This is a genomic window from Allobosea sp. P1_B10 (genome assembly GCF_056406735.1).
In genome coordinates, this window is sequence record NZ_JBFTZP010000012.1 from 40338 (window position 1) to 54854 (window position 14517).

Below are 14517 nucleotides of genomic sequence, written 5' to 3' on the forward strand. Positions count from 1 at the left end.
CGAGCGGCCCTCCCCTTTGCGCTCAGCTACGGGGCGCATGGCTGACCAGTTCGAGCTCGCGCAACGACGTCAGTTCATCGAGCCGCCAGAGCTGGTCGAACAGCCGCTCCGACTGTGCCATGTCGAAGACCCGAGTGGCGCAATCCAGAAACTTGTCCTGGAGCTCCTCCCGCGTCAGTGGCTTCTGCCAACTGCCCTTGGCGTGGACGACCGGTGTGTGCTCTAGAACATCGCCAGAGGCGAGCACGACCGAGACGCGATCGTCGGGAGCAAAGGGCTGGTCGCCCGACATGACCGCGTCCGTCGTGGTGCAGACCACCTTTCCAAAGGCCTCCTGGACGTCCTCGCGCTTGACGAATCCGTCCGTCAGCTCGGCAAGCCCGACACGCCCAGCGATCAGCGCGGCCGCCATCGCGAACTCCATGCTGAACTTCGCTTCGAGGCCCGTCTGCGGGCTGGCGTTCCGCAGCATCAGTTTCTGCGTGCTGCCGGTATGGACGCGGATCTCACGAACGTCCTGCGCCTTGAGTCCATGCTCGGCGACGAGGCCAAGCATGGCGTCGATCGAGCGATGGGTCGCATAGCAGGTCGGATAGCGCTTCACATTGATGCCGATCTCGGAGAGGCGCCAATTCTCGCCGAGATCGATCGTGCCATTGTCGATGTCGGGCGTGCCGGAGGCCGAATGAGCTCGCAGAAAACCCGTGCGGTGTTCCAGCGCGTCGGGCGAGGCTGTGAAGCCTTGCGCTGCCAGCCGTGCAGCCAGCACACCCGACTGCGCCGTGCGGCCGGCATGAAGCGACTTGGTCATCGTGCCGAAATTTGCGACGAGGCCCGAGGCCAGCGAGGCGCCGATGGCGATGGCATGGCTAGTCTTTTCAGCGTCAAGCCTATGCAGGCGCGCGCAGGCGGCCGCCGTCGCCAGCGTGCCCATGACGGCAGTGGGATGGAAGCCACGCTCGTGCAGATGGCCCGGCTCCAGATCGGCGAGCTGCGCCCAGAGTTCATAGCCGGCGACATAGGCAGCGATCGCCTCCTCGCCACTGACATCGAGTGTCCAGCCCTCGGCCAGGATCGCGGGCACCAGCACCGCGCTGGGATGGCCGGCGAGCGCGACATCGTCATAGTCGAGCACATGGGCGGCGACGCCATTGACCAGCGCGGCATCCGAGGCGGTCAGATTTCGCCCCGCCGGAATCTCCGGCGCGCCGTCGTTCTGGGTCGTCGCCGACAGCATGGCGGAGACGATGCGAACCGGCTGTTCGGCGGCGCCGGCAATCATGACGCCGACGCAGTCGACGATGCCGATACGCGCAGCCTCGATACAACGGTCGGGCAGGTCGGAAAGCTTGATGGCGGCAACAAAATCCGCCGCTTGACGCGTGATATCCTGCATGGTCGCCTCCTCAATAGGAACGGGGAAGACCGAGCACGTGCTGCGCCACGTAGGCGAGCACCATGTTCGTCGAGATGGGTGCAGTCTGGTAGAGACGGACCTCGCGCCATTTGCGCTCGATGTCGTATTCCTGCGCGTAGCCGAAGCCGCCATAGGTCTGCATCGTCGTGTCGGCGGCCTTCCAGGTGGCCTCGGAGGCCAGTAATTTGGCGATGTTGGCTTCTGTACCGCAGGGCCGGCCCGCCTGGAACATGGCGGCGGCCTTCCGGCACATCAGATCGGCGGCTTCAAGTTCGGCATAAGCCCGGGCCAGCGGAAACTGGACGCCCTGGTTCTGCCCGATGGGCCGTCCGAACACCCGCCGCTCATTGGCATAGGCGACGCCCTTCTTCAGGAGCCAGCGACCGTCGCCGACACATTCGGAGGCCACGAGAATGCGCTCGGCATTCATGCCGTCAAGAATGTAGCGGAAGCCCTTGCCCTCCTCGCCGATCAGATTTTCAACGGGAACCCTCAGGTTCTCGATGAAGATCTCGGTCGTGTTGTGGTTGATCATCGCCTTGATCGGGCGGATATCGACGCCATTGCCCTTGGCTTCGCGCAAGTCGACGAGAAAGACGGACAATCCGTCCGTGCGTTTGGTGACCTGGTCGAGCGGCGTCGTGCGCGCCAGCAGCAGCATCATGTCGGAATGCAGCGCGCGCGAGGTCCAGACCTTCTGGCCGTTGACGAGGTAGTGGCTGTTGCCCTGCTTTTCCGCCCGCGTCTTGAGCTGCGTGGTGTCCGACCCGGTGTTGGGTTCAGTAACAGCGAACGCCTGCAGCCTCAGTTTTCCCGACGCGATGTCAGGCAGGTAGCGACGCTTTTGCTCCTCGTTTCCATGCCTGAGCAGAGTCCCCATGATGTACATCTGCGCATGGGCTGGGCTGGCGACGCAGCCGCTGGCGTTGATCTCCTCCAGTACCACGGCCGCAGCGCGCAACGGCAAGCCCGAGCCGCCGTATTCCTCCGGGATCAGCGCCCCCAGGAAGCCTGCCTCGGTCAGCGCCGAGACGAACTCCGTGGGGTATCCGCTGCGATCGTCGAGGCCGCGCCAGTATTCTCCGGGGAACCCGGCACAAATCCGCCGAACGGAGTCGCGCAGCTCCGGAAAATCCTCGCCGAGGTCCATCGTGACGTCGAGATCGGCGGTAAGATCGTTGCTGTGATGGCTCATCATCTATTCCTTCAGGCGGCGGCGTCGAGGCGCGCGCGGTAGGTTTTTGGCAGGCCGGCCCGGGCGATCGCGCCGGAGAAGCGTTCACCGGGCAGCCAGTTCTCGACCTCGCGGCGCAACGCCACGAGGGCCTCGACATCGGCTCCGGTGTCGAAACCGAGCTGTTCGAGCATGTAGACTGTGTCTTCGGTATCGATGTTGCCCGTGGCGCCCGGCGCAAACGGGCAGCCGCCAAGCCCGGCGAGAGAGGCGTCGAAGGCGCGCACACCCGCCTCCAGAGCAGCGACGACGTTCGCCAGGCCAAGTCCGCGGGTATCATGGAAATGGCATGCCACCGGCAGGCGGCCGACCGCCCTGACGACCTTGCCCAGCAGCCGGCGCACCTGCCGCGGGTCGGCATAGCCAACCGTATCGGCAATGATGATCTCGTCTGCTCCCGCGGCAGCAAGTTGTTCGGCGATGGCGACGACGCGCTCTTCGGAGACCGCCCCGGAGATGGTGCAGCCGAAGGACGTCGCGATGCCGGCCCCCAACTCGATGCGGGCGCCGGGCGAGGCATCGCGCGCCGCGACGATACGGCCGAAATCCGCGACAGAATCGTCCGTCGTCCGGCGGACATTCGCAAGGTTGTGCTCCTCGCTGGCAGACAGCACGTAGTTGACCAGAGGCAGGCCGATGGCAAAGGCGCGCTCGGCTCCCTTCAGATTTGGGACCAGCGCCGAGGCCTTGAAGCCGCCCAATGCGATGGCGCCCCGCGCGACGTCCTCCGCATCGGTAAACTGCGGAACGACCTTCGCTGGAACGAACGAAGTCACTTCGATATCGCGGATTCCGGCGGCAGCGGTCGCCCTGCACCAGGCGAGTTTTCGCTCGGTCGACAGCATGGTCTTGACCATCTGGATGCCGTCCCTGGGGCCGACCTCTCGGACGTGGACACGTTCACGCATGGTTGCGCGCTCCTTCTCTCAACGACCCTGGAAATTCGGCTTGCGGCGCTCGTTGAAGGCAAGCACGCCCTCGCGCCGGTCTTCGGTGGGGATCATTCTGTTGTAGGCCTCGATCTCGAAGGCGAGGCCGTCCCAGAGCGACATCTGGAGGCCGCGATGGATCGACTGCTTGGCCTGGCGCACGGCGATGGGGCCGTTTCCCGCAATGCGAGCGCCGATAGCCAGCGCCCCTTCGACTAACTCGTCGGGCGCCAGCACCTTGTTCACCAATCCCCAGCGCTCGCCGTCCTCGGCCGAGAACGGCAGGCCCGAGAGAATGATCTCCTTGGCGCGGCGCTCGCCCGTAGCCCGCGCCAGGTTCTGGGTGCCGCCCGCACCCGGCATGATGCCGAGCGTGACCTCGGGCAGTGCGAACCGGGCCGTCGTCGACGCATAGACAAAGTCGGTTGCCGCCGCGATTTCACAGCCTCCGCCATACGCAACGCCGTTGACCGCGGCGATCAGCGGGACCGGACAGCCCATGATGGCGCGCAGCATGCGCTCGAAGATGGCGTGCTGCGCTTGCCAAGCCTCATCGGTCATGCCTTTGCGTTCCTTGAGGTCGCCTCCGGCGCAGAACGCCTTCTCGCCGGCGCCGGTCATGACGATGGCGCGTACGCCGTCAGCCTTGACCGCAAAACCCTCGAACAGCTCCATGAGCTCGAGGCCCATCTGCGTATTCATTGCATTGAAGACGGCCGGGCGGTTCAGTGTCAGGAGCAGGAGGTGCTCGTCACGGCGCTCGATGACGATAGTCTCGTAGTCAACGCGCATTGATGGTCTCCGGATCGCGAACGTTGAGGATCTCATTGTGCTCGCCGAGCCTCGGCGCCCGCACGCGCGCCCTTGGTCGCTCTCCGTCGAAGGCCAGCGGCACTCCCATCAGGTCGATATCGTCCTCGGAACAGCGCACCGTCATGTTGAGCGCATGCGTCTGCGGATGGCTCGACACCTGGTCGACATTCAGGAGCGGCGCATTGGGCACTCCGGCCTCGTCCAGGATGCGCCCGAGCGCATGCATGCTCAGCCCCTTTGTGACGGCCGAAATCTTCGGGATCAGCCGCTCGCGATTGACCACACGAGCCGTGTTCGTGGCAAAATCGGGATCGGCCGCCAGAGCGTCGAGCCCCAAGGAACCACACAGCTTGCGGTAGAGACTGTCGTTGCCGGCGGCGATCATCAGCCAGCCATCCGATGTCTCGAAACACTGATAGGGCACGATTTCGGCCGTACCCGAGCCGAACGGCTTGCGCAGCTCTCCCGACGCCTCGTATCCCGCCAGCGGCACGGTCATCCAGGCAAGCCCGGTTTCGTACAGCGAAGTCGAGACGACGCGCCCCTGTCCGGTATCGCGACGCGCCACCAGTCCTGCCAGCAGCCCGATGACCGACCACATGCCCGAGCCCATGTCGATCAGCGAGACACCGACGCGGACCGGCGGCCTGCCGCCCTCCCCGGTCACGCTCATGATGCCGGTGCTCGCCTGCGCCAACGGATCATAGCCCGGCTTCTTCGCCATTGGGCCGGCCGCGCCGAACGCCCCGATATCGCACCAGATCAGTTCCGGCTTGTCGGCTCGCAGCACATCCGACGTCAGGCCGAACTTCTCCAATATGCCGGGGCGCAGATTCTGGATGACCGCATCGGCCTCCCCCAGGATCAGATCCTTGAGGGCTGCGACCTGCACGACGTCGGTGAAATCGACCGCAATACCTTCCTTGCCCCGGTTGAGACTGTGGAAGGCGCTCGCGGTGTCCTTGAAGAAGGGCGGCCCCCAGCCGCGGGCATAGTCGCCGCTGCCGGGGTTTTCGACCTTGATCACGCGTGCACCGAGATCGGCCAAGATCAGCCCTGCATATGGCGCCGCTACACTGTGTCCGAGTTCGACGACCGTGATGCCCGCCAGCGGCTTGTCGACGCTGTTCATACTTGCCTCCTGCGACCGCGCCATAGCTCTGGCGCGGCATCATATATGAAACGTTTCATTGCACGCCGCATCGTGCAAGCGATTTTGCGGGCGGTCAGGACTTGTCCATCGCATTGTCCGCGACGAGCACGGCGCCATTGACGAAGCTCGCGCGGCCCGACAACGCGAAGACGATCAGGTTGGCGAGTTCGTCGGGCGTGCCCCAGCGCGTATTGCGCATCGAGTTGTTCTCCGACCAGCGCTTGCGCTCGGCCTCGCCCTCCTCCGGGCTCAGATCTCGCTTAGCCAACTCGCGTTCCCATTTGGCGAAGCGCTCAGGCGTATTCACGAAGCCCGGCACCACGCAGTTGACCCGAATGTTGTGAGGGCCGAACTCGTTGGCGAGGATCTTGGAGAACCGGATCTCGGCCGATTTGGCCGGACCCGTGCATGACGACAGGAACGGAGGCATCGTCACCATGATCCCGGTCTCGCCGGAGACGTTGACGATCGCGCCGCCATTCTGCTCGATCATGATCGGGATGATCCGCTGGCAGATGCGGAACTGCGCGAAGAAGTTGATCGCCATGCCGTATTGCAGCTCTTCGTCGGTGACGTCGAGGAACGGCTTGTAGGTGCCGGTGCCGGCATTGTTGACGAGCATGTCGATGCGGCCCAGGCGCTGCTTGGCGACACCCGCCAGTTCACCGATCTGCTTGAGGTCGGTGACATCGAGCGAATGCGTCTCCACCTTCACGCCCGTTGTGCTCTCGATATCGTCGCGTGCTTCGGTGAGTGCGGATTCGCGGCGCGCGCAGATCAGCACCTTGGCGCCCTCCTCGGCGAGGAGCCGAGCAGTCTCGAGACCGATGCCCTTGCTGCCGCCCGTGACAATCGCGGTACGGCCTTCCAATCCCAACTTCATGCGCTTTCTCCCTTGGCGCCGCCATTCAGGCGGTCGATCACAGTCTTGATGGGCATGCCGCCGCCGTTGCGGACGGAGGCGAAGATGTCGGCCGCGAGCGCCCGGCCAAGACCGGCGGGGCGGCCGGAGCCGACAAGCCGCTGCTCGAAAACCTCCGTGGCGCGCGGCGCGTCCTGAAAAATCAGGGTTTCGGTCGAATCCGAGGCGCTACGCCTGTGTATGCGTCCGTCGGCCAGTTCGATCTCGATAGAGCCGTCCATCGGACCGCCCTCGTCGTCGGGAAGGATCGTGATCTTTTCGATCAGCGCGAGGATACGGGGGTCCTGCCGGTTGTTGACGCCCATCCCGTAATCGAGCTCGCCATAGACCAGCATCGCTGCAACGGCGAAGGCCGTGCTCGCCTGCGTCTGGACGATGCGCTCAAACGGCCCCTTGAACGAGGTTCCAGGATACTCGCTGTAGGGCCGCCAGATCTGCACCGCTATGCGCTTGGCATGGCTCAGGTCGAGCCTGTCGCGATGCACGACCCGGGCCGCGATCACCGCCGCCATATTGTCGCCAAGCGTCGCGAAGGGCTTGGCGTTGACCTCAGCCATCATCGCCGGATCGGGATCCTTCGCCCAATGCGGCGGCGTCTCGGTGAGTCCGGCCAGCGAGCGCAGGAAACCCTTGGCGCCCTCGAGCGCATCGGGCGCCCCGACGACGCCATGTTGCGCCAGGCGGGCAGCAGTCAACCCGCCATGAGCGGCACGGCCGTTCTGCACCCGCCACTCGTCGGATCCGCAGCGCACCGGCTCGAGCGTGCCGCCTGTGGTGTTGGCCGCGATCGCCACCGCGCTTGTGGCCTGGCCGGCATCGAGCCGGAGCGCGACCGCGGCGGCAGCGGCGGCGCCGATCGTTCCCAAAGTCGGGCTGGTGCGAATACCTCGGCCGATCAGCCCGCGCGCAACGATCTCACCGGCGCCAAGCCATTTCATCGTGGCATAGCCTGCGACAGTGGCGCGCAACACGTCCGACAGCGATTGGCCGAGCGCCTCGCCGAGCGAGATCGACACCGGCGGCACGAGTGAACCAGGGTGCGACCAGGAATCGTGCTCCGTATCGTCCTGAAAATGAGCGTGGACGGCGATGCCGTTGGCCAGCACGGCTTCCGAGAGCATCGCGCGGCTGCCATCGGCCCAGATGCGGGCGGAGTGGACGCCCTCGCCTGTCGGCGCAGCCACTGAGCGCGCGGCGGCGGCCGTGGGCTCATCATGTGCAACGGCGGCAAGTCCGAGTGCATCGAGAACGCAAATTGCGGCCTTCGAGGCCACATCGGGCGCCAATTCGGCTTCGGATTGCCGCGCGAGGAAGGCCCCGAGCCGTTGCGTTGCGTTCATCACAGATACTCCTCAGCCAAGGCGAGCTCCCGAATTTCGGCGACAGAACCGCTACGGCGGACTTCGCCGCCGCGCATGACGTAGCCACGCGTTGCGAGCTTAAGCGCCGGGCGTGCCATCTGTTCGGTCATCAGAATGGTGGTGCCACGCGCCTGCATCTGGCGGATCGCCTCGCTGATCCGGGCAATCCAGACCGGAGCCAGCCCCAGAAACGGCTCGTCCAGCAGCACAAGGTCGGGAAACGAACTCATTGCTCGCGCAAAGGCGACGATCTGCTGCTCGCCGCCCGAGAGCTGGCCAGCCGGCTGGTTCGCGCGCTCCTTCAGCAGCGGGAATATGCCCGACAGCCAATCCCATGCTTCGCGCTGGGCCTTCTTCCCGCGGCCATTCGCGCCGGTCAGGACATTGTCCTCCACCGACATGGTCGGAAAGACCCGACGTCCCTCCGGCGAATAGCCGATTCCGGCGCGCGCCCGACAATCGCAGGAGAGCGCACTGACGTCCTTTCCGGCAAAGCGGACGGTGCCGTTCGAGGCGCCGACGAGTCCGATGACCGCGTTGATCAGGCTCGATTTTCCAGCACCGTTGGCGCCGACCAGCAGTACGGTCTCGCCTTTGCCGACCTCGATGGAGACACCCCGCAGTGCCGTAATGCCGCCGTAGCGGACGAAAAGATTCTCCACTGCGAGCATCAGGCAGCATCCTCTTCAACCGCACCGACATAGGCGTCGATGACGTCCTTGCGGGCGAGCACGTCTCCAGGCGGGCCCGATGCAAGCAGGCGGCCGGCATCGAGCACGATGATGTTGGGGCAGAGCCGGCGAACGAGATCCATGTCGTGCTCGACGATCAGGACACTGCAGCCCAAATCCTTTTGCGCACGGCGAACGAAAGAATCGATCCGCCCGCGCTCGCGCCCCTCGAGGCCCGCCGCCGGCTCGTCCAGGAGCATCACCTTCGGCCGTGTGACGAAGGCGAGGACGAGCCCGAGCATCTTCTGAAGGCCGTAGGGGAGCTTGTCACTCTGCTCGTCCAAGCGCGGAGCCAGTTCGAACTCGTCGAGCATGCCGGAAATCGCCTGCCAGTCGGCAGCACTGCCGCCACTGAAGGTGATGGCGCGCGAGATGTTCTCGCCGACGCTGGCCGAGCGGAACGTGTTGGTCTGCTGGAAGCTGCGCATGATGCCAGCCCGGCTGACCGCGTGCAGCGGCTGCCCCGTCATCTCGCGGCCGGCGAGCAGGACGCGGCCGGCGGAGGGAGCGAGCTTGCCGCTGATCACGTTGATCAGCGTGGTCTTGCCGGCGCCGTTGGGCCCGATAACTCCAAGGATCTCACCCGGCGTAAGCGTGAAATTGATGTCTTGGAAGACCTGCAAGCCGCCGAAGCGTTTGCTCAACCCGATAACTTCGAGCGTGTCTTGACCGGAATGGCTCATGACCGACCCTCCGAAGCAGTTGCCAGAACGATTGGCACCTCACTCGATGCCGGCGCCTTTCTGGGCGGCCGGCGGAACAGCCTCTCGATGGTGCCCACGATGCCGTCACGCGCCACAAGGACGACCGTGACCAGCAGGAAGCCGAAAAGGAACTGGGAGTATTCGCCCTTGATCGCAAAGAGATCGGACGCGAAAACCAGCACCGCGGCCCCCATGACCGGCCCAAACAACGAGCCCTTTCCCCCAATAATAGCGTAAGCGATATAGTTGACTGAGGAGAGCGGGCTGAACGAAGTCGGATGCGCCATCATAAGCATGTTGACTAGCGAGAAGCCCGCCAGGCCCGAAACGCCTGCCGCAACTACGAAGCCCAGAGCCTTGTAGTGCCAAACCACTAGGCCGAGGCTCTGCGCGAGCAACTCGTTCTCCTCAATGGCAGCGAAGTGCTGGCGAAAACGCACGGTCAGGGCGGCCGTCACCAATGCCGCAGCGAGAGCGAGCCCGATCGTAATTTGAAGGACCGCGCGGTTATCAGCCATGGCGATGCCGAAGAACGTCACCGCCGGAATTCCGACGAGTCCATTTGAGCCACCGCTGAGCCCAGGCGTCTCGAACAATGCAAGCTGCGTGATCTCCGTCAGGACGAAGGTGACGAGCACGAAATAGACACCGCGCAGGCGCAGCACGAGGGCGCCTAGTGGCAACGCGAGCATCGCCGGCACGATGAAGGCCAGTGCCGCAAGCAGCACCACGTCCGTCACGCCGAAGCGCAGCGCGAAGGTCGCGACCGTGTACCCGCCTAGTGCCATGAATGTTGGCACAGCGAATGTCATCAGGTTCATGCGCAACATGATGTAGACGCTGAACGCAGCAGTAGCGGCGATCAGGACTTGGTTGGTCAAGGAGAACACGAAGGGGTTCGTAGCGAAGGCTGGGACTAGGAAGGCCAGCGCAGTTACTGCGATGGTCAACACTTCACCGAAACCGACGCGCTGCATAAGCTTCGAACGAGGCTGCTTCATGGCATCAAGCTCCGCGCGCTTCGCGGCCAAACAGGCCGGAAGGACGTATGACCAGCATCAGCAGCACGAGGGTGAAGAGTGCCAAGGCGCCCTTGGAGCCGCCCAGATAGACCGCGGAATAAGCCTCGATCAGGCCGACGATGAAGGCCGCAACGGTCGCGCCGCCGACAGAGCCGAGCCCGCCCAGGATGACGATGAGGAAGGAGGTCGCCAGCACCGGATCGCCGATATGGGGAGCGAGCGACAGGATTGGCGTCACCAGAGCGCCAGTCAACCCGGCTAAACCTGTCGCCAGCGCAAAGGCGAGTGGAAACAGCAGTTTGGGCCGCAACCCCTGTGCCGTCGCAACCGCACGATCATCGGCCAGAGCGCGCAACGCTCGACCGAAGTCGGTGTGATAGACAAGCCAGTACAGGGTCACGATAGCGACAATGCAGACAGCGAGAACGATCAGGTTCTGAATCGGTAGATAAAACCCTCCGCCACGCAGAACACCGGTGATCGGAAACTCGAAGCTCGGGGATTCCGGGCCAAATATGACAAGAATACCGCTCGACAACATGAGGTAGAGGCCAAGCGTTAGCATCAGCGTAGCAAGATGATCATCGACAAGACGCTCCAGCACGAAGCGTTCAAAGATGTAGCCAAGTCCCGCTGTACCCAAAGCGGCGATCACCACCGCCACTGGATACGGTGCTCCAAGGTACGTCACGCTGGCATAGGCGATGTAGCCGCCGAGTACATAGAACCCGCCGTGAGCGAAATTGACCACGCCCAGAATGCCAAAGATCAGGGTGAAGCCGAGGGCGAGCAGCGCATACTGCGCGCCTAGGCTGATGCCGATGAGGCCGGTAGCGACAACGCCTTCCAAATTCATCTCCCGATTCTTGTTTTCTTGCCCCGGAGTTACTTTCCGATGCGACCTAGCGACTTCCGGACCGACCTCCGCCTCTGGTGATCAAACCGGGGCGATGCGCCGCCTCACGGATGGTCGCGCGTCGGCAGTACGTCGGATCTCAAATGTTCGAAAAGCTCGAATTCGAGTCCCGGAAACACGACGCTCCGGGCAGACGCCGATGAGATCATTGGGCACATGTTCCGCAGGCGGGACTTCCCGCCGGCACCCGCGCCATCCTCCGCCGCCACAACGAAGGGGCGGAGGATGGCTTGAGGTCGATTGGCTTGGGATCGCACATCGCGCCGCAATATGTGCCGTTATTTTTCGATGGCCGCCTCGACACGCTGCACCGGCTGAAGTTTGCCCTTGAGGACGAGCCCCACACCGAACGGGAACGACAGCTCCTGGTTGATCCCGAAGAACTTTTGACCAATCCAGCCGCCGGCGCCGAGATTAGGATCCTCGACAGTCAGAGAACGCAGCGCAGTTGCAATTTTCTGTGTGTCATCGCCGGTCCCAGCCTTGGCGATCGCCTTAGTCACCATCCTGGCAGCAGAGACCCACTGGAAGAAGAGATTGTTCTCTGGCCGCTCGATCTTCATCAGCATCTTGTAATCGTCCGCAATCTTCATGACTTTCTCGTCAATGAAGACCGGCTCGTACCAGTAGAAGTCCTTAAGGATTTCGTCGCCGCCGGCGACGCGTGAGATCTCGCTGTAACCTGGACCGCCAAGACGACCGATGGCGCCCTCGAAACCGGCCTGACGCAATTGCTTGACCAGGATACCAGCATCGCCGGGCGGCGAGGATGCCAGATCGACCGACTCCGGCTTCTGGTTCATGATACGAGTTACGATTGGCGCGAAATTAGTAGTACCACGCTGATAGTATTCTTCGGTCGCCGAAATGCCATTATTCTTGTATGCCTGAGCATCGACACTAGCTATATCGGTGCCACCTTGGTCGTTCGGAGCAACGACCACGACACTCTTCATACCGAATTTCTCTTTAGCGACCTTAATGATAGGGTCAGCCCAACCTGATGGTCCCGGCCCCTGATGGAACACGAGCGGCCATTGGGTTCCAATGGCGTCCTTGGCGTACCCATTGCCCATGACCAACATCGAATTGCGTACGGCGATTGGCTTGATACCGGTGAGTTCCGGTGAACCGATGGGTCCAATAATCAGTTTTACGCCCTGACCTGCGAGAGAATTGGCCGCAGCTGCCGCTCCCTCGGCTGTGTACTTACTGTCGATCGCAATGACCGATACTTTTGCTACCTCACCATTAATTTTGATCAAACCGTCGCGGTTGGCCTCCGCAGCGACGAATTCGACCGCACCTCTCAAAGCCAGTCCCCATTGCGCCGCCGGGCCAGACAAAACTCCGACAACACCAAGCTTAATCTCGGGCGCCGCCGCGAATGCGGTCACACCGGGAGCAACCAGAGCAAGCCCAACGGCCACCCCGGACATCATCAGATAGCGTCTTGTGGTCTTCATGGTTCCCTCCCTGATGGAACTTCGCCCGACTCATCGGCCGGTTTCTTGAGAAGTCGCAGCACAAGTCACGACACAGCCCCCGGCCGCACAAGCGTCGGCAAGCAATGGCGCGTCATGCTGCACAAATGCGTCCAGCGATTTCGGAGCCGATCTCAAGATCGCCCGCTCCCTGACGCATCGGACAGGCCATGCCTGCACCTTCGATCGATAGCGTCCCTCCCCGGACACCGTTTGCCTTGTGGCGTTGAGCCAAAAGTTATGCTGCTATGCCTAGGCTGTCAATGAAACGTTTCATCAAATTGACCAGTGGGAGAGCTGACGTGAGACCGATCATCTGGGCGGCCGAGATCGCCGTTCTGGCGGAGCGCTATGGCGACCGCATCGCCATTGTCGACGCCATGGGACCAACGACTTACTCAGCGCTCGTCGCAAAGACCGCAGGCATTGCCCACGCTCTTCTCGCGGCTGGAATTGCACCGGGCGACGCAGTGGCAACCCGCTTTCGGAACACCGCAGACGCCGCCGCCGCAATGCTCGCGGTCATGATCAGTGGCGCAATCGAGGTTCCCATCAATCCCGCTCTTGCGGCCTCAGACCGGAAGCATTGCCAGGATGTCGCAAAGGCTTGTCTAGTGCTGACAAGCGAGGACCTTGCCGAGGAGAGCAAGGCCGAGATCTTACCAGTCCTTTCGGTCGACGCGATCGCCGGGCGCCATTTGCGACCGGATCTTTTTCCGAGCGTGCCACCATCCGCACCAAGCCGGATCGTCTTCACTTCAGGCACCACGGGGAAGCCGAAGGGCGCCGTGCATACACAAGAGGGCCGCTGGCTTGCCAATCTCCTGCTTCGCGCCGCTCTCCCACACGCGCCTGGCCGAAACAGCCGCGTGATATTGATGACGCCGTTCTCTCACGGCACCTCTTTGATGACCTATGCCTACCTTTCGGCGGGCGCCTCGATTGCACTCTGCAACGGCGTCGATCCCGCGCTCGTACTGCCACTGCTCGAAAGCGGACTATGCGATGCGATGTTCGCCCCACCGACGGCGCTGGCGAAAATCGTCGATGCAGCCGAAGGCCGACGGATTACCACATTGCATACGATTTTCTGCGGCACGGCCGTTCTGAAGCCAACCTTATACAGCCGAGCAAAGGCCATCTTCGGTCCGGTCGTGCGTGTGACTTACGGTAAAAGTGAGGTCTTCAACCCCATCACCGTGCTCGACGCCGCCGAGACCGAATCCTGGTATGCGCAAGGCGATGGCGACGCTTGCGTCGGCTGGCCAGCGCCGGGAGTCGAGATCGCGATCCATGGCGAGGATGGCAGAGCTCAGCCTGTCGGCATGACCGGCGAGGTTCTGGTTCGGGCCCAGCATCTTATGACAGGCTACGCCACGATCGAGGGCTTTCGCCCCTTGCGCGACGACGGCTACCACGACACCGGCGACTTGGGACATCTCGACGCCGACGGTCGCCTGCATCTGACTGGGCGCCTCGCCGATGTAATCAAGTCTGGCGGCTACAAGATCTCGCCCGACGAAGTCGAGCGGGAACTGGCGCCGGCCCTTCAGCCCTATGAAGTCGCGGTCGTCGGCATCCCATCCGAATACTGGGGTGAGATCGTCCTGGCTGCGGTGGAGGGGCCAACGCCTGGGTGGGAGGCTCGCCTGAGCCCGACGCTTGAGGCGATGACCCCCTATAAGCGCCCTCGCCTCCTGATAGCGGTCGATGAACTGCCGCGAAACGGCAGCGGCAAGGTCATGCGCAACGCGATCCGAGCTCAGATCCTGTCTCGCTATCACATCACTCAAGGCTCGCACCCATCGCTCGAAGATCGGTCTGGCTGAGC

13 protein-coding genes are annotated in these 14517 nt (G+C 63.2%); 1 reads left to right on the plus strand and 12 read right to left on the minus strand.

The features are described 5' to 3' along the window. Window positions 1-22: 22 nt before the first annotated feature. The 12 genes from AC1D2L_RS20890 to AC1D2L_RS20945 form a co-directional block, all read right to left on the minus strand. Complete coding sequence (locus tag AC1D2L_RS20890) at window positions 23-1396, minus strand: MmgE/PrpD family protein (protein WP_476847819.1); 1374 nt, start codon at window positions 1394-1396, stop codon at window positions 23-25. Window positions 1397-1406: 10 nt separating this feature from the next. Further along, window positions 1407-2612, minus strand: a complete 1206-nt coding sequence (locus AC1D2L_RS20895; RefSeq protein ID WP_476847820.1) for an acyl-CoA dehydrogenase family protein — start codon at window positions 2610-2612, stop codon at window positions 1407-1409. 11 nt (window positions 2613-2623) lie between these two features. Further along, window positions 2624-3559 carry a hydroxymethylglutaryl-CoA lyase gene (locus tag AC1D2L_RS20900; protein ID WP_476847821.1) on the minus strand — a complete coding sequence of 312 codons (936 nt, stop codon included), beginning with the start codon at window positions 3557-3559 and terminating at the stop codon, window positions 2624-2626. 18 nt (window positions 3560-3577) lie between these two features. Further along, window positions 3578-4372 (minus strand): enoyl-CoA hydratase/isomerase family protein, encoded by a 795-nt coding sequence (locus AC1D2L_RS20905; RefSeq protein ID WP_476847822.1) that lies wholly within the window; start codon window positions 4370-4372, stop codon window positions 3578-3580. Beyond that, window positions 4362-5525, minus strand: coding sequence for a CaiB/BaiF CoA transferase family protein (locus AC1D2L_RS20910; RefSeq protein ID WP_476847823.1), 1164 nt, complete (start codon window positions 5523-5525; stop codon window positions 4362-4364). Before AC1D2L_RS20910 ends, AC1D2L_RS20905 begins: the two co-directional genes overlap by 11 nt. A 94-nt stretch (window positions 5526-5619) precedes the next feature. Then, window positions 5620-6429 carry an SDR family NAD(P)-dependent oxidoreductase gene (locus AC1D2L_RS20915; protein WP_476847824.1) on the minus strand — a complete coding sequence of 270 codons (810 nt, stop codon included), beginning with the start codon at window positions 6427-6429 and terminating at the stop codon, window positions 5620-5622. Continuing rightward, entirely contained in the window at window positions 6426-7808 is a 1383-nt protein-coding gene (locus tag AC1D2L_RS20920; RefSeq protein ID WP_476847825.1) for an MmgE/PrpD family protein, read from the minus strand. The genes AC1D2L_RS20915 and AC1D2L_RS20920 overlap by 4 nt, the downstream gene beginning before the upstream one ends. Continuing rightward, the gene (locus tag AC1D2L_RS20925; RefSeq protein ID WP_476847826.1) at window positions 7808-8500 is read right to left on the minus strand and encodes an ABC transporter ATP-binding protein; all 693 of its coding nucleotides are present in this window, start codon (window positions 8498-8500) and stop codon (window positions 7808-7810) included. Before AC1D2L_RS20925 ends, AC1D2L_RS20920 begins: the two co-directional genes overlap by 1 nt. Continuing rightward, window positions 8500-9243: an ABC transporter ATP-binding protein gene (locus AC1D2L_RS20930; RefSeq protein ID WP_476847827.1), complete on the minus strand. Its 744-nt coding sequence runs from the start codon at window positions 9241-9243 to the stop codon at window positions 8500-8502. The genes AC1D2L_RS20925 and AC1D2L_RS20930 overlap by 1 nt, the downstream gene beginning before the upstream one ends. After that, complete coding sequence (locus AC1D2L_RS20935) at window positions 9240-10265, minus strand: branched-chain amino acid ABC transporter permease (RefSeq protein WP_476847828.1); 1026 nt, start codon at window positions 10263-10265, stop codon at window positions 9240-9242. Before AC1D2L_RS20935 ends, AC1D2L_RS20930 begins: the two co-directional genes overlap by 4 nt. 4 nt (window positions 10266-10269) lie before the next feature. Beyond that, a complete protein-coding gene (locus AC1D2L_RS20940) occupies window positions 10270-11136 on the minus strand; it encodes a branched-chain amino acid ABC transporter permease (protein ID WP_476847829.1) in 867 nt (288 codons plus the stop codon). 344 nt (window positions 11137-11480) lie between these two features. After that, window positions 11481-12668, minus strand: a complete 1188-nt coding sequence (locus tag AC1D2L_RS20945; RefSeq protein ID WP_476847830.1) for an ABC transporter substrate-binding protein — start codon at window positions 12666-12668, stop codon at window positions 11481-11483. Window positions 12669-12988: 320 nt separating this feature from the next. Here AC1D2L_RS20945 and AC1D2L_RS20950 point away from each other — a divergent pair, with 320 nt between their 5' ends. After that, window positions 12989-14515: a class I adenylate-forming enzyme family protein gene (locus AC1D2L_RS20950; protein WP_476847831.1), complete on the plus strand. Its 1527-nt coding sequence runs from the start codon at window positions 12989-12991 to the stop codon at window positions 14513-14515. Window positions 14516-14517 lie beyond the last annotated feature (2 nt).

Excerpts from the sequence above, each read along its gene's own strand:
- AC1D2L_RS20920 (WP_476847825.1), bottom strand. The coding sequence starts at position 7,808 with ATGAACGCAACGCAACGGCTCGGGGCCTTCCTCGCGCGGCAATCCGAA.
- AC1D2L_RS20900 (WP_476847821.1), bottom strand. The coding sequence starts at position 3,559 with ATGCGTGAACGTGTCCACGTCCGAGAGGTCGGCCCCAGGGACGGCATC.
- AC1D2L_RS20915 (WP_476847824.1), bottom strand. The coding sequence starts at position 6,429 with ATGAAGTTGGGATTGGAAGGCCGTACCGCGATTGTCACGGGCGGCAGC.
- AC1D2L_RS20930 (WP_476847827.1), bottom strand. The coding sequence starts at position 9,243 with ATGAGCCATTCCGGTCAAGACACGCTCGAAGTTATCGGGTTGAGCAAA.
- AC1D2L_RS20935 (WP_476847828.1), bottom strand. The coding sequence starts at position 10,265 with ATGAAGCAGCCTCGTTCGAAGCTTATGCAGCGCGTCGGTTTCGGTGAA.
- AC1D2L_RS20890 (WP_476847819.1), bottom strand. The coding sequence starts at position 1,396 with ATGCAGGATATCACGCGTCAAGCGGCGGATTTTGTTGCCGCCATCAAG.
- AC1D2L_RS20910 (WP_476847823.1), bottom strand. The coding sequence starts at position 5,525 with ATGAACAGCGTCGACAAGCCGCTGGCGGGCATCACGGTCGTCGAACTC.
- AC1D2L_RS20895 (WP_476847820.1), bottom strand. The coding sequence starts at position 2,612 with ATGAGCCATCACAGCAACGATCTTACCGCCGATCTCGACGTCACGATG.
- AC1D2L_RS20925 (WP_476847826.1), bottom strand. The coding sequence starts at position 8,500 with ATGCTCGCAGTGGAGAATCTTTTCGTCCGCTACGGCGGCATTACGGCA.
- AC1D2L_RS20945 (WP_476847830.1), bottom strand. The coding sequence starts at position 12,668 with ATGAAGACCACAAGACGCTATCTGATGATGTCCGGGGTGGCCGTTGGG.
- AC1D2L_RS20905 (WP_476847822.1), bottom strand. The coding sequence starts at position 4,372 with ATGCGCGTTGACTACGAGACTATCGTCATCGAGCGCCGTGACGAGCAC.